The sequence below is a fragment of the Coprococcus sp. AF19-8AC genome (assembly GCF_003603115.1).
Classification (GTDB): Bacteria; Bacillota; Clostridia; order Lachnospirales; family Lachnospiraceae; genus Coprococcus; species Coprococcus aceti.
In genome coordinates, this window is the sequence record NZ_QTMI01000003.1 from 453119 (window position 1) to 470870 (window position 17752).

Below are 17752 nucleotides of genomic sequence, written 5' to 3' on the forward strand. Positions count from 1 at the left end.
TAGCACATATTGAGACATATGTAACGTTATGAAAACGACAGCAGATGACTATAATCTATGACATAAAACAACAGGTGAGTTACTTACCTGTAGACGAAGAATATCATAGAAGGGGGAATGACTATGAAGCATTTCAGGAGATTGACATTTCTGCTGTCGTTTATTTTTATTCTGACGGTAGGCGGTGTCGCGGCGATGGCCGCAAACAATGGCCCGTGTGAGGATGAGGAGTGGAGCTTTGCATATGTTGAGTTCTACAATCCGGATAATAACGAAGCGATATATGTGTACAGCTTCAGGACTCCGCAGGCAGGAACAACTACCAGTGCCAAAGGTGCGGTGTATGACAAGAGTACGAACACTTTGACACTCACCAATTGTAATTTGCCGGATTACAGGGTCGTTACCAATATGATGGGCGATGATTTTAAGATCAAGCTCGTGGGAACGAGTCATGTAAGTGCATTGTATGCATGGGGAGATGGATATGGCGGTTCTGTGGAAATCGTTGGTGACGGTAAATTGTATGTCAACGAGAAGCAGAAGTCAACTGACGCAATAGTTTTACAGCCGGAGGGAACAAGATCATACTTCAAGATAAGCGGAAATGCTGAGGTACACGCATTTGCGGGAAAGACGGATGGCAACCTTGTTCTGGCCATGAACACAACGGTTGCAGATTGTTTTGCTGTAAATGGTTTGACAGGTCTTCAGAAGACACAGGCAACCAGAATGAACTATGAGCAGATACAGAGCATAGAGATTGATCTGAGCGGTGAAGGTGACATTTGTCAGGTGTACAAAAAAGCTGATGATAAGAAATTGTATACTGTGACGGAGGGGGTGCGTACCGAGTATAATCCAGATGGAACGATAAAGGCAGAGAATGTGCGTATATATACAGAGTATGAGCTCATGCCTATACCAGGAAACGATGGAAAGTATTATATGCATGAGCTGAAGACTACAGAGGGTACATTCAACGCTGAGGAGTGTGGATACACCGATACACAAGAATCTGTTGCCGGATATTCTTTAAGATCCTCTTCACCTGCATATGTGTACATTGAGGAGAAGACGGGCGATAAGTGTGTATTTTTATATAATTCAATAGATAATAACTACAAAGATTATGCATATTTCAAATATGACATAGCAGGTGTACTTGGCGATGTGACAGACAAGTATGGAAATGTGTCATCATATTATATGGTGGAGAAGTCAGAAGACAATGTTTCATTTACAAGAGACCAGTATTACAGCAATGAGTATATGTTGTCACAGGGTTACAAGGTATCCGGTGAGCTTGAATATATACAGAACACTTACGTGGTGTATAGTAATGCCGCGTCTGGCGTCCTCACAGCAAAGACGACCGTATGTAAGCACGCCACAAAGGTGAACACTGTGACAACAAAAGCAACAATGTCGAAGGCTGGCGTCATCACCACAACGTGTAGGTCATGCGGCAAAAAGCTTTCGACATCCAGAATATCCAAGGTGTCTACAATTAAGCTTAATGCGGCTTCGTATGTATATAATGGAAAGGTCAGAACACCGGCGGTTACAGTAAAAGATGCCGCTGGGAATATTCTGACAAAGAATAAGGATTACAAGGCCACCTACAGTGCGGGGAGAAAAAATGTAGGAAAATATTCGGTCAAGGTCACATTGTGCGGAAATAAATATAAGGATTCGAAGACAATGTATTTCACCATAAATCCGAAGGGAACCACCATTGCTGCGACTGCGTCCGGCAAGGGCAGCATGACAGTCAGATGGAACAAGCAGATGACACAGACAACGGGTTACCAGTTACAGTATTGTGCAAATAAGAATTTCAGAAGTGGCACAAAGGTAAAGACTGTAAGCAAGAACAAGACGATCAGAACAAGTGTCAAGAAGCTTGCGAGTAGAAAGACATACTATGTACGTGTGAGAACCTACAAGACAGTAAAGATAAATGGAAAGTCAGTGACATTTTACTCTGCGTGGAGCAAGGCGAAATCAGTTAAAGTAAAATAGCTTAATTACATCCTTTTGAACAACGGGGCGTATACAGAACATAACAACAGTTTTGTATACGCCCCACTTTTGGTGTGCAAAAATTGCAGATGGTATTATAATATACAAAGGCGATGTGAAGCTTCAGCCATGTACAAAGATGGATGGCTGGTGCTTCAGTATACAGACAGGAGTTATTATGAAGAAGATACTTGTGGCGGTTGACTCTTTCAAGGGAAGCATGACGAGTCTTGAAGCGGGGAATGCCATAAAAAAAGGAATAAAGTCAATATTGCCGGATACAGAGGTCAGGGTACGTCCTGTGGCTGATGGCGGAGAGGGCACTACTGATGCTCTTATATATGGAAGAGATGGTGTCAGCAGAGAGCGATGTTATGTGACCGGACCGCTTGGTGATAGGATCACTGCGGAATATACAATATATAATGCCGCAGACGGGCGAACTGCTGTCATGGAGATGGCAGCGGCGGCGGGGCTTCCACTTGTTCCGGAGAACCGGAGAGATCCGATGCATACGACTACATATGGTGTCGGTGAGATGATAAATGATGCTGTTTCAAAGGGATGTGAGCGTTTTATCATCGGGATAGGTGGTAGTGCAACGAATGACGGCGGGATAGGAATGCTTCAGGCTCTTGGATTTTCCTGTCTTGACGTGAATGGTCATGAGGTGCCATATGGGGCAGAGGGGCTTGGAGTCCTTGAAAGGATTGTTATTCCAGGGAAGATGCTTGTCCGTAAGAATTCATCAGAGCTGGCTGTAGCAGATCCTGTCGATACGCCAATTGTAGGCACTGCTGCGATATCTGGTGCAGGTGCTGTCGATGAGTCATGTGTAGATGATGATGACTTTGCATACAGACTATCACGCTGTACATTTAGTATCGCCTGTGACGTGACTAATCCCCTTGTGGGGGAGCTAGGGTGCAGCCGTGTATTTGCACCGCAGAAGGGTGCAGATGCGGAGACGGTGGAAATCATGGATGGCTACATGAAAAACTATGCTGACGTTGTGGAAAGATCAGCTGAGGGAAAGTCTGACAGAAACACTCCGGGTGCTGGCGCTGCGGGCGGACTTGGATATGCGTTTCTCATGTTCCTAGGTGGAAAACTTATGCCGGGAATAGATATAGTTCTGTCAGAGATAGGGCTTGAGGCGGATGTAGAGTGGGCAGATACTGTCATAACCGGTGAGGGCAGGATAGATGCCCAGACCATGATGGGCAAGACCCCATTGGGAGTCGCAAAGCTTGCAAAGAAACACGGCAAATATGTGATCGCCATAGGAGGATGTCTTGGGGATGGTGCGGAGAACTGCGTCAAAGAAGGATTGTTCAATGAGTGTTACGCAGTGAACAATGTGCTTGGTATAGATGACAGTGATTCGGAGCAGGTGAGAACGGCGATGAAGCCTGAAAATGCTGCGGCGAATTTGACGACGTGTGCCGCAAAGATCACAGAACTTAAGGAACAGATGTCGGCACGTGTGTGCAGACCTGCACTGCTTAGATAGATATGGGATTGAATTTGTTTGAAACAGAATCAGAGGCGTGTGAATTTTTTCTGCAAAAAATGAAGAGATATGCAAGGAAATAAATTTACTACTATATAATACGAGGAGAATAAAAAGATGACAAGAGAAGAAGCGTGGGAATTACTCACAGAGTACAACAAGAACGAGTTCAGGACATTCAGACCATGATCGGGGGTATAAAGAAAATCGGAGAATTTGTCCGCAAAGAGACAGTGCTCACCGTGGCACTTCTGCTGGCGGTGATATCGGCATTTATCGTGCCTCCGGACAGCGCGTATGTGGACTACATAGATTTCAGGACACTTGCGATACTTTTCTGTCTTATGACAGTGGTCGCGGGATTTTCACAGCAGGGGATGTTTGGCATCATAGCGAAAAGCATGATAAATCGTATGGGTTCGCTCCGGGCGGTGACATTTGTGCTTACATTTATGTGTTTCTTTTTCAGCATGTTTATCACAAATGATGTGTCGCTCATAACATTTGTACCGATGACACTCACGGTCCTTGGTATGGCAGGGGAGGAAGTACTCACCAGATGGATGGTGCCGGTGATAACCCTCCAGACCATAGCTGCGAACCTTGGCAGTATGCTGACACCCATAGGCAATCCGCAGAACCTGTATCTGTACGGACTTGCAGGGATCAGCGCAGGCAGGTTTGTATTGCTTATGCTGCCATATACAGTGGCATCGGCAGCGCTTCTTGTAATATGTGTCATAGTATGCATGAAAGGAAAAAACAGGCAGCTTGAGATCAGACTTTCAGGCAGTGATATACAGGTGAACAGGAAGCTGGTGGGTATATATAGCATACTATTTGTGCTGTCGCTGCTCACCGTGGCGCGGATCGTCCCATACTGGGTGACATTTGCGGTAGTGCTTGTGGTAGTCCTTATATGCCAGAGAAGATTGCTGCTGAAGGTAGACTATTCGCTGATATTCACATTTGTGGGATTCTTCGTGTTTATCGGAAATATGGGAAGAATCGATGGATTTAGGACATTTGTAGAGAAGGTGCTTGGTGGGCATGAGGTGATAACTTCGGTCCTTGCCAGTCAGGTCATAAGCAATGTTCCGGCTGCAGTATTGCTGTCAGGATTTACAGACAGGTACACAGACCTGATAGTCGGTACCAATCTCGGCGGACTTGGAACTTTGATAGCATCTATGGCGAGTCTGATCTCATTCAAATATGTGGCGAGACAGGACAAGGGTGCCAGAGGAAGATATCTGGCGTATTTCACATTTGCAAATGTGCTGTTCCTGGCGGTGCTTATATGCATGTGGGGAATAATATTTTAGCCAGAAAAATATTGCCCTTAGATGGCAGTAGTCATAAAATAGAATGGTAAGTTTCTTCAAATTAAGGAGGCAGATAATATGAGTAAGAATCTTGGTGCAAAACCTATGCTGGTGCCACAGCCGGTCATGATGATCGGAACATACGATGCCGATGGCAATGCAAATGTCATGAATGCGGCATGGGGCGGAATAGTCGGAGCAAATGAGATCATATTTGACCTTGGAAGTCATAAGACTACCGAGAATATAAAGCTGAACAAAGCTTTCACAGTTGCCATTGCTGATGCAGAGCATGTGGCAGCCTGTGACTATGTGGGAATCGTGTCGGCAAATGACGAGCCAGACAAGATGAAGAAGGCTGGTTTTACAACCAGAAAGAGCGAGTTTGTAAATGCTCCAGTCATCAACGAGCTTTCACTGACAATGGAGTGCAAGCTCAAGGAGATCATAGACGGGGACAAGTTCCTCGGCGAGATTGTAAATGTTGTTGCAGACGACCGTATCCTGGGCGATGACGGCGAGATCACATATGAAGAGTTCCATCCGATCGTGTTTGACACCATCGGACATGGATATTTTGCACTCGGCGACAGGGTTGGCGATGCTTTCTCAGAGGGTAATAAGTTGAAGTAGGAAAGCTTGTAACTTGGGAAAATCATCAAATTGTACATTGTAACATGAAAAAATTAGCCGTTTTTGGAAGAAAAACCTTAATTTTTCAAGCAAATGTTAAATATACATATGGAAAAAGGCGAAATAATGTGATATAACAGACACATACAAAAAAGCACAAGCTAAAGTGAAAGGAAGATGTAGATATGGATAAGAAGAATATCGATTGGGCAAACCTTGGATTTGGCTATGTTCAGACGGATAAGAGATTTGTAGCAAATTATAAGGATGGAGCATGGGATGAGGGTACACTCACAGAGGATCCTAACGTAGTATTAAACGAGTGCGCAGGTGTTCTTCAGTACGCTCAGACAGTTTTCGAGGGAATGAAGGCTTACAGAACAGAGGATGGTCGTGTTGTATGTTTCCGTCCTGACCTCAACGCAAGCAGAATGGCAGACTCAGCAAGAAGACTTGAGATGCCACCTTTCCCAGAGGATAGATTTGTACAGGCAATAGTAGATACAGTAAAGGCAAATATTGATTATGTACCACCTTACGGATCAGGTGCTACATTATATATCAGACCATATATGTTCGGTTCAAATCCAGTTATAGGTGTTAAGCCGGCAGACGAGTATCAGTTCAGAATCCTCACAACACCAGTTGGTCCTTACTTCAAGGGCGGTGCAAAGCCTATCACAATCAAGGTTTCAGATTTCGATAGAGCAGCACCTCACGGAACAGGACACATCAAGGCTGGTCTTAACTATGCAATGAGCCTTCATGCAATAGTTACAGCACACAAAGAGGGATTCGATGAGAATATGTATCTCGATGCAGCTACAAGAACAAAGGTTGAGGAGACAGGTGGAGCAAACTTCATCTTTGTTACAAAGGACGGCAAGGTAGTTACACCTAAGTCAAACAGTATCCTCCCATCGATCACAAGACGTTCACTGATGGTAGTTGCAAAGGATATCCTTGGACTTGAGGCTGAGGAGAGAGAAGTATACTTCGATGAGGTTAAGGATTTTGCAGAGTGCGGTCTGTGCGGTACAGCAGCAGTTATCTCACCTGTAGGCAAGATCAACGATCACGGCAAGGAGATCTGTTTCCCAAGCGGTATGGAGAAGATGGGACCAGTTATCCAGAAGCTGTATGATACTCTTACAGGAATCCAGATGGGCAGAATCGAAGGCCCAGAGGGATGGCTTAAGGTAATCGAGTAATTCGGTGTGAGATAATAATTATTGAGAACATTATACCCCACAGATGTCTGATGGTAAGTCGGATGTCGGTGGGGTTTTTGTGTATCCAAGTTAGTTCGGTGTAAGAAAGATTAGCCCCATATACTAACAATTAGAATTGACTTGCACCGACACTGAAGAGTTATAATTGTATAGACAATAGAAGAAACGAAAGATAAATTGTATATCGGATAGTGCGTTGATACATAAGATGATTCATGAAATCAATTATTTTGAAGGGGTGGTTACTATGATGTCATTATCAGATGCAGTAAACGGTTTCTCAGGTGAGATAGCTTGGAACTGCGCGGACAGATCCCTGTTCGGCGCATGTCAGCTTGAGACCGGAGATCAGGTGCAAGTCGTATCGTCTTACTTTGGCAATGTGATAATCAAGGCAAAGGGAAAAAGACTTGCTATAACAAGAGATGCGGCGGAGCGGATAAAGCTGGCTTAGATTGAAAGTCAGAAGAAACGGGAAAAAACGGTAGTTGCTGGAGAACAGTGATATGTACCCAGAATCCTGGACACATATTTATGAACTAGGCTGAACACATGGATGCTATCCTGTATTGTACAGGTGGCATCCATTTTGTTTTTGCCTGAATTCTTTTGTTATTATAATAATCTATATATTCTTCAACCGCTTGTGAGAATTCTTCGAAGGAAGAATAGTCTTTCTCATAACCATAATACATCTCATTTTTCAATCTTCCAAAGAATGTCTCCATAATACAATTGTCATAGCAATTACCTTTCCGTGACATGGATTGTACAATGCCATGTTCTTGTAAGGCATTTCTAAAATTGACATGCTGATACTGCCACCCCTGATCAGAATGAAATATTAATCCTTCGACAGAAGGAAATTTTTCAAAAGCTTTATTTAGCATTCTTTCTATCTGGCCAAGATTAGGAGTCCTAGATAAATCATATGAAATGATTTCGTTTGTATTCATATCTAACACTGGCGATATATAACACTTTCCCCATGAAAAATTGAATTGAGACACATCTGTGGTCCATTTTTGTAAAGGCGAAGTTGTGCTGAAATCTCTGCCTATTATATTATCAGCAATCTTACCAACTTGTCCCTTATAGGAATGATATTTCTCCTTTGGTCGTTTGCCGGCTAATCCTGATTCATGCATAAGACGCTGAACTCTCTTATGGTTCACCTGATACCCGCGATTAATAAGTTCCTGGTGAACCCTTCTTACGCCATATCTGCGTTTGTTCTCCTCAAAAATATTTTTTATTTCTTCTAGTACTTCTTGATTGCGTTCGGCAACAATATCGTTTCTGTTAATCTCAAAATAGTAAGTAGATTTAGCCATATGCATTGCTTTTAGGAGATACTTTAGTTGATATCCTTTTTCTCTGAGTTCTTTGATGATTGCTGCTTTTTCGCCTTGAGTTGCGCAACCCATTTTTCTTGCCTCAAGGCGATCCGTTTTTTTATTACTTCATTCTCGGCTTTGATATATTCATTTTCAGTTCTCAAGCGTATCAGTTCTTCTCGTTCCGATTCTGTTAAAGGTAATGGATTTGTTGATTTTTTCATTCTCGGTTCCTTTGTTGGTCGTCCTTTTTTACTTTCTACCAATCCATTATATCTGGCAATTCGCTGAAAGATATTTCTTTATTCTTACGACGGTTTAATTCCTTGTAATAATCTTTCACGACACTACGGACAACTTTCTTTAAACAACTTTCAAAACGACATTGAACTGTTTTCTGGAAGTCAGACGGTTTCATCAATCTCACCTCCTTTCCTTTATGATTTGAAAAGTGTTTATCCCTCTTTCCGCACCATATAAGGACAGCTAGGTGTGATTTAATGACCTCTTTTGAAAAATTTTTTAAATTTTTTCGGGTATGAAAAAAGCCCGCACAAAACATATAGTCTGTACGAGCCTTTAAAGCTAAAACATAGTAATATTGTATCATTAAGAATCACAAATCACAAGTGATTTGTGATTAATCACTTGTGATTTGTGATAAGTGATTTGTGATTAATCACTTGTGATTTGTGATAAGTGATTTGTGATTAATATATAAAAGCCCTCTTTAAAGGGCTTTTATGTTTATTTTGAAAAAGAGATAAAATCAATATATCCCTTTTCCCCAATTTTTACAACGGCATTGTAGGGCTTTTTCTCTTTGTTTTTGATTCCTTTTACCAGGGTTTCTTTTCCCTCCAGTAATTCTTTTACATTCGTTTTGGTTAGTTTTTTCTTTCTAAAATGTTCAGCTAAAGTAAACTTACATTCAGGATAATTTGAACAACCATAAAACGATTTTTTTAATACAATATTGTTGCCACACTTAGGACATTTTCCTGCAAGGGGTCCCGAGCGCTTAGTGGGAATTTGTACCCCTTATCGATACAAATTCCCCGTAGGCGCTAGGGACCTCTTTAGCTTCTTGGAAGCTGTCAGTAGTATATCTAATAATTTATCTCCATTCCCTTTAGTAACGTGTAACTTTCCAAATTTAAAAAAGCGACTCATAGAATTATTTCCTCCCGTTAAATAATAGATAACTATTAAAAATAGACAATACTTGCTCATAAGTAATGGTACTTAAATTGTTTACTTTGGCGTGTTTCATTGCTTGATGAAACTGATTTTCAGTAAACAGTTGACGATATTCTCGATTGACCCATTTTGAAACAAAGTACGTATATAGCTTCCAATATTTATCTGGAACATCTGTGGTATGGCGGGTAAGTTTTATTAAGACACTGTTTACTTTTGGTTTAGGATGAAAGCATTCCGCTGGCAGCTTAAGCAATTGCTGAATCGAGACTTGAGTGTGCAAGAGCAACCCTAGTGTTCGGTGAATATCCAAGGTACGCTTGTAGAATCCTTCTTCAACAATCAGATAGATGTCAGACGCACGGCTTTCAAAAACCACTTTTTTAATAATTTGTGTGCTTAAATGGTAAGGAATATTCCCAACAATTTTATACCTCTGTTTGTTAGGGAATTGAAACTGTAGAATATCTTGGTGAATTAAAGTGACACGAGTATTCAGTTTTAATTTTTCTGACGATAAGTTGAATAGATGACTGTCTAATTCAATAGACGTTACCTGTTTACTTATTTTAGCCAGTTTCGTCGTTAAATGCCCTTTACCTGTTCCAATTTCGTAAACGGTATCGGTTTCTTTTAAATTCAATTGTTTTATTATTTGGTTGAGTACTTTTTCACTCGTTAAAAAGTTTTGAGAATATTTTATATTTTTGTTCATGTAATCACTCCTGAAGTGATTACATCTGTAAATAAATACAGAAGTTAAACGATTTGTTTGTAATTTTAGTTATCTGTTTAAAAAGTCATAAGATTAGTCACTGGTAGGAATTAATCTAACGTATTTATTTATCTGCGTAATCACTGTTTTTAGTCTGTTTCAAAACAGTAGATGTTTTATCTACATTACGCATTTGGAATACCAACATGACGAATCCCTCCTTCTTAATTACAAATTTTTAGCATCTAATTTAACTTCAATTCCTATTATACAAAATTTTAAGATAACAGTCAAGAACATATCTGCACAAGTTGTAGATATACCATAAATGCTGATAATCAACATGATTACGCTTACCATCAAATAAGTAAGTGTTTCTTGCTTATTAAAATTATCCATAGTACAACGTGAATTCCAGAGAAAAAGAGAAATCGCACCAAGAATAATACTTAAAACAAAAATGACATTTCTTTTTTTACTGTCACGGAACATTTTCTTTTCATTTTGTTTGTCAAAATAAAGAAAATCACGTATCGTCATTTTACTTATTCTTCTTAATAGATTAAGCAAAACCAAAACATAAATAGTTAAAAAATAAATTATCAATAGTCCAATAGAAACGAAATTCAAAGAAATAAAGAGAGTTTTTGGAATACCCAGTAAGTTTACAATTACTAACGACACAAACTGGCTGAATAAAAAGCCAATAGGAATAGCTAATACAAATGCTAAAATTCCCAACAGTATATTTTCAATTACAACTAAGTGGGCAATTTCTTTTTTCTTAATGCCAAGAAGCATATATGTTCCTAATTCTTTACTTCTTTTTTCAAACATAAATTTCGTTGTATAGTTGATCAAAAAGCATATCACAAAAATAATAAGAATATTTACAGCGAACAATGAATTCTTAAATGCATCCATACTGGAACATAACTTTACAATTTCATCAGAATTTGCCACCAAATTAAAAGCAAATATAAGAGAAAAGGATGCAGTAACGGTTATCAGATAAATCAAATAATCTTTAATATTTCTTTTTGTATTTCTATACGCTAACTTACCTAACATTTCCCACTTCACCTCCGAGCAAGGTTAATATATCCAGTATTTCATTGAAGAAATCTTTTCTGCTTTTTTCCCCTCTGAAAATTTCATTGAATATTTTACCGTCTTTCAAGAACAAAATACGTTCACAGAAAGACGCACTAAACGGGTCATGTGTTACCATTAAAATAGTAGCCTGCATTTTCTTGTTGATTTCAGACATTGTTTCCAGTAATAATCTGGAAGCTTTTGAGTCCAAAGCTCCCGTCGGTTCATCAGCTAAAATCAGTTTCGGTTCATTGATTAAGGCTCTAGCACAAGCACAAGTCCAGCTTATAGGCTTCCTGCACCACATAGCCCGTTGCATTACTCAAATACAAACTGATAGTCCAGACAAAGTTGGTAATGCAGTACAGCCCGTATTGTACCGATTTTCCGATACCGTCGAGCCAGTTCCACGGAAGCCACGACCAGCTATTATCGACGAAAAAATCAAGCTGGTAGTTGGAAAGGGGATATTTTGAATAAAGATTTTCTGCGTTTATGGTATCGTCTACAAGCCCCGTCGCATGAGCCACCGTCCCCAAAAGTGAAAGCAGGATAAGGGAGAGTGCCACCACGAACAGAGCCATTTTGAGAAAGTGGAAAATCTTCTTTTTTGTGAACACACCTTTTATCCTTTCTTTCATCACTCCACCTCATTTCTCTGTACGGGCGGTCTGGTATCAAAGGCGTGTAAGGTCGATACGCTTCATCACGCCACCGTCTATGAGTGCGTCCATGAGAAAGTCATACCAACTTCTTTGTTGTGCCAGCAGGTAACTTTCAAACTGTCGGCAACCACGCCCCTTTAACTCTAAAAGGACACCTTTTTCTTCGTCAGCCGACGTATAGATAAAGATGTCCCCTAAGGTCGCTGTTCTTTGGGTCTAAGATATAAAGGACAGCGTTGGTATGCAGTAAGGCTTCAATGAGCGTCAGCAGAAAATAAGTTTTACCGCCACCAGTCCCACCAGCAATCAAAGCGTGAGGGAGTGCGTCATATTCCCACACAAGATTTTTCATCAGCCTAAGACAGCCGTTTTCTGCCCATACTTCATCAATGGTAATGCGGTTTGCTATCATGTCATAAAGCAGGGTGTATTCAATATAGCCGTCATGTAAGGTCTTGTCGGTCAGCTCGCAATACAAGCCACTTTCCAATTTATCCTCTAACCGTAAAAGCTGGTCTTGATATTTTCCTAACGTGATTTCACAGCGGATATGGAGCAATCCCTTTTCCATTTGATAATAAATCTTTGGAAACCAGACGATTTTTTCCCTTGATCTGCTTTGCAGGTCAGTAAAAAAACCGCTGTCTTGTACGGTATCGGCTTCATACCACTTATTTTCCAGTATCATTCGTGCCAGCTTTTGACGGTGCAATAGCTTCTTGAAACTGTCGTAACAGAAGCGGTAATACAGAAAAGCGACCAATGCACAAACACCAGTCGCTATCAGCACAGTTATGAAGTTGTAAGGGGAAAGCGTCAAGCCGTTTTCTAACAAGCTGAAATGTTCCCAGTCGGTACGCATGAGCTGTTTGATGTTCAGTAGCAGAAGAACCGCCATGAATACAAACAGAAGCGTCCCTATGGAAAAGTGGTAGACAAGGTGCTTGTCGCTGGCTCTGATACGGTGTCCTTTGTTCCAAATCATACGCATAAATCAATCCTTTCTAGGTATGAAAAAAGCAGTCAATCCTAAGACTAACTGCTTAATCAACAATAAAGTGTAAATTTTATTGTTTCTTTTCTTCTTTTTTATCTTTTTTATTTTTTCTATCCCACCAAGTACCTGCTAATGAACAACTTCCGCCCATAACTATAAAGCCAATCATAATAAGCCAAAATTCCATGATTTCTCCTCCCTTTTAATTTGTTAAATGCTGGCAAATAAAAATTACAACAAAACATATAATAAGTGCGATTACACCTGCAATGAATGCAAATATGATTTTTTGATAATTTCTTTTTCCTATTTCTTGTTGTGTTTCATCATGCGTTAATTGCTTTCCGTCAATAAATGCCAAAATTTCTTTATAGGTTTGAATGTCATGGCTCTTTTTGAATTTTTCAATCTTACTTGCCGTATAGAGCGTTATTGCAAACAAGCATAACCAAATAATAATTCCTATATTTCCCTTAATACTAAATAAAGGATAGGCACTTATGGCTACGACTATCAATTCAATTAGGAAAACTACACTTATCACATTAAACTTTTTAATAGTTGCTTTTTCTACAATCTCCCTCATCTCCTTTATATCTTCTTTTATAAAATTATCTAAAGACACATTGAAGATATTAGATAAAGTAATTAAACTTTTAACATCTGGACAACTTTTATTTGTTTCCCAGTTAGAAATTGTTTGTCTTGAAACAAATATTTTAAGAGCCAGTTCTTCTTGAGAAATTTTTTGTTGTTCCCTAAATTTTTTGATTTGTAATCCAATATCCATCTTGAATCTTCTCCTTTATTGTATATGAATATAGCTATTTTGTCTGTCAAAAGCCTTTGACATTGCCATTTTCCCTTGTCAAAATAGTTTTACATGGCTTAAAACAGAACTTTTCAACTAATTATATCGGTTCTATATATAAGTTACAAGAAAAATATGGGCTCACATTTATTTTTTCATCTGTCCTTGCGGTACATGGTTCTGTGGATTGCCTGCGTTCTGATTGCCTTTATTCTTCAACACAATATCCTCTGCCTTTACATACCAGTCCACATCTGCACCCGTATAGGTTTTTCGTGATACCGTATCGGCTACTGGATTGACAAGCTCCACAACTGCATTGTACGGAAATTCCCTTACTGGTACTTCTGGCGGTACAGACACGGGGATAATTCCACCATGCAGACTGCACTTCAAATCATAGATACGCTTTTTAAGCTGGGTACTCGGTGTCCCGTCCTCATTCTGCAAGAATACATCACGCACTGCTGTAAATTTTAATTCTCCAAATGTTTTCTCTTTGTCAATAACAAAACCGTTTGATAATCTCATAATATTTTCACTCCTTTACTTTTCTTCAACTGCTACAATATCATCAGCAAGTAACACATAATCGGTATGTCCCATATCCCCAATTGCGTAACCTCTGCCGTATAATTTCGGATTGACAAGTTTTACTTTCTGTTCATACTTGAAATGCTTTTCGCCAGCCTGCACGGGAATTTCCACGACAACATTTTCGCCTTTCTGCACATCAGAATAAAGGTTGTAGCTTCGTCTGGCTAAGACCCTGCGGTTATTTTTATCTCTTTCAAAGATAGGCTCGCTTTCGCCTGCAAATTCAAGTGTTCCAAAAGACTGTGCCATATCTGGCACGACATATTTCATTTCCATATTGTTTTACCTCGTTTCTTTCTATATTTGATAAGTTTTTGATAGTGATTTCTTATTCTGGCGGTTAGGGAAGTACCAGCAAGTCCCCAGATAGTAAAGGGTAAAATAAATGCTTACGCACCCTTGACTATCCGTGTTCTTGCAGGTAAGTAGCAGACAAGCCAGAATAAGCGGAAGTCTGCCGACACGGTATCGGCGGAGAACGTGATTTTTCTTTTCTCATATCGTTACCGCCTTATGATTTCTTCATTTTACGGCGTTTGCAGAAGAAGATACCTGCCAGTCCAGCACCAGAAGTTAGTAATAATGCAAGCAGTCCGTAAAGGTTCGTGTTATCGCCCGTTTTTGGACTGTCTGTTTTATGCGGTGTATCTGGTGTCTGTGGTGTTTTGGGTTTCTCTGGTTCTTCTGGGACTTCGGGTTTTTCCTTAAAGGTAATCGTCTGTCCCTCGTTGTCAATGTCTTTATGCTCGGTAACTTTCTTCGGCTCGTCTGGATTGCTTAAATCGTACAATTCTTCAAAAGTTACAAGCTGTTTGCCGTCAAGAGAAGTAGCGTCAAAGGTAAAGGCAACTTCCGCTTTCATAGTTTCGCTGTCTGCGGTAAAGGTGTAATCACTTTCCACACGTTTTCCATTGATAAGAAGCTCTGCATTTTCTTCTTTCAACATCTGCCAGCCTACAAGTTTGTACTGTGTGCCGACTTCTAAGCCCTCTAAGGTTATGGTATCAATGATTGTTACCTCTTTTCCAGCTTCAAGCTCTTTGTTGCCGTCCTTATCGGTAGCAGTCGTATGAATTTTGATGATACGCTCTGTGATAAGTACCGTCTGTCCGTCGTCCTCAATGTCTTTATGTTCCGCAACTTTTACGGGTTCTTCTGGATTGCTCAAATCGTATAATTCCTCGAATGTTACCAGATTTTTACCGCCAAGCTCGGACGCATTGAATGTATAAGTAATTTCCACTTTCATAGCTTCATCATCAGCGATAAAGGTATAGTCATTTTCTACACGCTTTCCATTGATAAGAAGCTCGGTGTTTTCTTCCTTTAACATCTGCCAGCCTTTGAGCTGATATTTTGTGCCTTTTGTAAGTCCGTCTAATTTGACGGTATCAACGATTGTTACCTCTTTTCCTGCAAGGATTGTCTTTTCGCCGTCCTTACTGGTCGCTGTGGTATGGATAGAGATTTCTTTTTCGTATTCATCAGTCAAAGTACCTAAATCAATCACAAGGTTATTTCTTGATACCACGATTTCAAAAGGTGGGATAAGCTCAAAGCCTTTGTTACTATCGCAACGCATTTCTTCAATGATGTAGGTATCATAAGGCAACGCCCCTTTGCTGTCGTCTGGTTTAGAAGTTCCAAACCATACACCGTCCTCGCTGGTCTTTCCTGCGTTGGTATTATGCTTATGAGAAGCCCAGTCAGAAGAAGTGGAGAATTGCCCGTTATCATCAGTTACCACAACATGACTTTCGCCCGTTGTCTTGCTTGTGATCCTAAAGGGAACATCAGCAAGACGCTTGTGTGTGCCTGCTCCGATTTTTACGCCCTCAATATCTCCACGCTTAATCTGATTGTAGATAGAATGGGCTTCGTCGGTTAAATCAACGATTTTTCCATTCTCTGTGATTGCAAAATCAATCGGTTTTGCACCGTCTGTCAAATATCCGTTTGGAGCTTCACTCTCAACGATACGGAATTTTCCATAAGGTAAAAGGTCAGCAGACGTAGAAGCGACACCCTCAATGTCTGTATGGATTGTCTTTACCACTTCATTTTTCTTGTATAGCTTGCCCTCAACCAGTACCGCATTATCATTTAAGGAAATGATGTCAAAGGCAGTATCTTTCAAAGTGGCACTTCCTTGTGGTTTTGTATCGCCCGTTTCTAAATCTCGTTTCTGAATTTTCACACCGCCACGGATAACCTTGTCTGATACAGAAAACTGGTTACTTCCAGTCAATACGGCAAGGTCGCCGTCCTCGGTAATCTGTGTTACATATAAGCCCTTAATCTGTTCGGACTTATCGCCAGCCTGCATATATGCACCGTCCAGCAAGTAACCGTTTGGAGCTTTTGTTTCTTCTACGGTTAGTGTTCCAAGTGGAAGAACGGCTTTGCCGTCCTGCATATAGAAACTGTCGCCAGATACCTTGTATGCGTCCGCTAATTTTGTAACATAGTGGATTGTACCGTCGCTGTCTGTTTCGGCGATTGTCTTTGTAACCCATGTTCTTGTAGCTTCGGCAGGGAGATTGTCTTTATTGTAGAAGCCAGTATAATACTTCCATGTAAATTCCGCACCTGCTAAAGAAGCGTTCCCCTGCGGATTGTCTTTCTGTGTTTCCATATCAATCTTGAAGAGTTCAATCAAAGTGTCTGTTACCTTTGGTGTATCTGATACGTTCAAGGTCGCTGTCTTTCCAGCTTCAACCTTTAAGGAATATATATTTGTATCAACCTTATATCCTGCTGGTGCGGATAATTCCTTGATATAGACTGTGTCAGCCGTTACCTCTACGACATCTGTATTTCCGTTTTCATCAGTCGTAAGGGTGGCAAGCTGTTTCGTGCAGTCCTTATCAGCAAAGACACCGTATGTCGCACCAGCGATAGAGTAATTCCCGTTACCGTCTGTAATGCTGGTATTACTGGAAGTCTTTTGAAGTTTCGCATTTCCAACATTGAGTTTCGCCCAGAATTGTCCCAATTCCTGCCCCTCGCCAGAGTAGATATAACCGCCACATTCATAGCGTCCTTTATTCTCTTTGACAAAGGCTTTTGCACCAGCGAAAACTTCGTCCTGCGTTGCCTTTGGAATTTCATCATAAGAAGCTCGCACGTTATCGCATTGCCAGCCAAGATGTACGCTTAATCTCTGCCAGACAACAAGCTGTCTTAAAAGGTAGGCGTGGTTTTTGCTTATTCCGTTGTGGCTGTCTGTGTACTGTTTTACATATTCGATAGATAAGGCAACGTCGCTTATCTGGTCGGCACTCATACGGGTGCTTGCGTCAGCTCTGGTCTTGTAGCCATTCTTAAAGTCTGTGTTAATGTCGATACAGTAAGCGTCCTCGCCCTCAACGGTCAAATGTCCCTCATTAAAGGTAGAACCAATCGAACCGTCATTCATTACTTTTTCAACGATACCGACACGCTCTTTTGACTCCGTCCAGTATTGCTTACTTTCTGCATGAACGGGTGTAGTCGGCAAAGCAGTAACGACAGTTGCAAGAGCTAAGAAGCCCGTACACAATCGTTTTAACATCTTTTTCATAAATCTAATGCTCCTTTCATTTTTGGTAATAAAATAACCGTCCAT

General features: G+C 40.6%; 15 protein-coding genes and 5 pseudogenes. 6 read left to right on the forward strand and 14 right to left on the reverse strand.

All coding sequences use genetic code 11. The annotated features are described in order from the left end of the window. Positions 1-123: 123 nt before the first annotated feature. The 6 genes from DWX57_RS10135 to DWX57_RS10160 all read left to right on the forward strand — a co-directional run bounded on the left by DWX57_RS10135 (position 124) and on the right by DWX57_RS10160 (position 7182). Positions 124-2025, forward strand: coding sequence for a fibronectin type III domain-containing protein (locus tag DWX57_RS10135; RefSeq protein ID WP_158564590.1), 1902 nt, complete (start codon positions 124-126; stop codon positions 2023-2025). A 178-nt stretch (positions 2026-2203) separates the two neighbouring features. Continuing rightward, positions 2204-3538: a glycerate kinase family protein gene (locus DWX57_RS10140; protein WP_158564589.1), complete on the forward strand. Its 1335-nt coding sequence runs from the start codon at positions 2204-2206 to the stop codon at positions 3536-3538. A 185-nt stretch (positions 3539-3723) separates the two neighbouring features. Then, positions 3724-4863 carry an SLC13 family permease gene (locus tag DWX57_RS10145; RefSeq protein ID WP_120124018.1) on the forward strand — a complete coding sequence of 380 codons (1140 nt, stop codon included), beginning with the start codon at positions 3724-3726 and terminating at the stop codon, positions 4861-4863. A 78-nt stretch (positions 4864-4941) separates the two neighbouring features. Further along, positions 4942-5496: a flavin reductase family protein gene (locus DWX57_RS10150; protein WP_015533453.1), complete on the forward strand. Its 555-nt coding sequence runs from the start codon at positions 4942-4944 to the stop codon at positions 5494-5496. A 185-nt stretch (positions 5497-5681) separates the two neighbouring features. Continuing rightward, positions 5682-6707 (forward strand): branched-chain amino acid aminotransferase, encoded by a 1026-nt coding sequence (locus DWX57_RS10155; protein WP_004853734.1) that lies wholly within the window; start codon positions 5682-5684, stop codon positions 6705-6707. Between the two features lie 268 nt (positions 6708-6975). After that, the gene (locus tag DWX57_RS10160) at positions 6976-7182 is read left to right on the forward strand and encodes a FeoA domain-containing protein (RefSeq protein ID WP_055147308.1); all 207 of its coding nucleotides are present in this window, start codon (positions 6976-6978) and stop codon (positions 7180-7182) included. An 85-nt stretch (positions 7183-7267) separates the two neighbouring features. On the opposite strand, the gene DWX57_RS10165 is transcribed toward DWX57_RS10160, so the two are convergent. The 14 genes and pseudogenes from DWX57_RS10165 to DWX57_RS10245 form a co-directional block, all read right to left on the reverse strand. Then, complete coding sequence (locus DWX57_RS10165) at positions 7268-8155, reverse strand: IS3 family transposase (protein WP_082418098.1); 888 nt, start codon at positions 8153-8155, stop codon at positions 7268-7270. 178 nt (positions 8156-8333) lie between these two features. Further along, positions 8334-8483: pseudogene (locus DWX57_RS14825) on the reverse strand (RNA polymerase sigma factor); the annotation flags it as partial. A 329-nt stretch (positions 8484-8812) separates the two neighbouring features. Next, a complete protein-coding gene (locus DWX57_RS10180) occupies positions 8813-9097 on the reverse strand; it encodes a topoisomerase C-terminal repeat-containing protein (RefSeq protein ID WP_118018414.1) in 285 nt (94 codons plus the stop codon). Positions 9098-9242: 145 nt separating this feature from the next. Then, positions 9243-9980, reverse strand: coding sequence for a 23S rRNA (adenine(2058)-N(6))-methyltransferase Erm(B) (gene erm(B) / locus DWX57_RS10190; RefSeq protein ID WP_117479738.1), 738 nt, complete (start codon positions 9978-9980; stop codon positions 9243-9245). Positions 9981-10104: 124 nt separating this feature from the next. Beyond that, the gene (locus tag DWX57_RS10195; RefSeq protein ID WP_001814874.1) at positions 10105-10188 is read right to left on the reverse strand and encodes a 23S rRNA methyltransferase attenuation leader peptide; all 84 of its coding nucleotides are present in this window, start codon (positions 10186-10188) and stop codon (positions 10105-10107) included. Positions 10189-10208: 20 nt separating this feature from the next. Then, positions 10209-11051 carry an FtsX-like permease family protein gene (locus DWX57_RS10200; RefSeq protein ID WP_003060411.1) on the reverse strand — a complete coding sequence of 281 codons (843 nt, stop codon included), beginning with the start codon at positions 11049-11051 and terminating at the stop codon, positions 10209-10211. After that, a pseudogene (locus DWX57_RS10205) lies at positions 11041-11352 on the reverse strand (ABC transporter ATP-binding protein); the annotation flags it as partial. The gene DWX57_RS10200 and the pseudogene DWX57_RS10205, both read right to left, overlap by 11 nt. Position 11353: 1 nt before the next feature. Beyond that, positions 11354-11716: pseudogene (locus DWX57_RS10210) on the reverse strand (CD3337/EF1877 family mobilome membrane protein); the annotation flags it as partial. A gap of 48 nt (positions 11717-11764) precedes the next feature. Further along, a pseudogene (locus DWX57_RS10215) lies at positions 11765-11941 on the reverse strand (MobT family relaxase); the annotation flags it as partial. After that, a pseudogene (locus DWX57_RS10220) lies at positions 11937-12731 on the reverse strand (ATP-binding protein); the annotation flags it as partial. The pseudogenes DWX57_RS10220 and DWX57_RS10215, both read right to left, overlap by 5 nt. A 208-nt stretch (positions 12732-12939) precedes the next feature. Continuing rightward, positions 12940-13527: a helix-turn-helix domain-containing protein gene (locus DWX57_RS10225; RefSeq protein ID WP_003061262.1), complete on the reverse strand. Its 588-nt coding sequence runs from the start codon at positions 13525-13527 to the stop codon at positions 12940-12942. A 168-nt stretch (positions 13528-13695) separates the two neighbouring features. After that, complete coding sequence (locus DWX57_RS10230; RefSeq protein WP_003062614.1) at positions 13696-14079, reverse strand: YdcP family protein; 384 nt, start codon at positions 14077-14079, stop codon at positions 13696-13698. Positions 14080-14094: 15 nt separating this feature from the next. Then, complete coding sequence (locus DWX57_RS10235; RefSeq protein ID WP_003059926.1) at positions 14095-14421, reverse strand: YdcP family protein; 327 nt, start codon at positions 14419-14421, stop codon at positions 14095-14097. A gap of 235 nt (positions 14422-14656) precedes the next feature. Beyond that, positions 14657-17707: an SrtB-anchored collagen-binding adhesin gene (locus DWX57_RS10245; RefSeq protein ID WP_003060618.1), complete on the reverse strand. Its 3051-nt coding sequence runs from the start codon at positions 17705-17707 to the stop codon at positions 14657-14659. Positions 17708-17752: the final 45 nt, after the last annotated feature.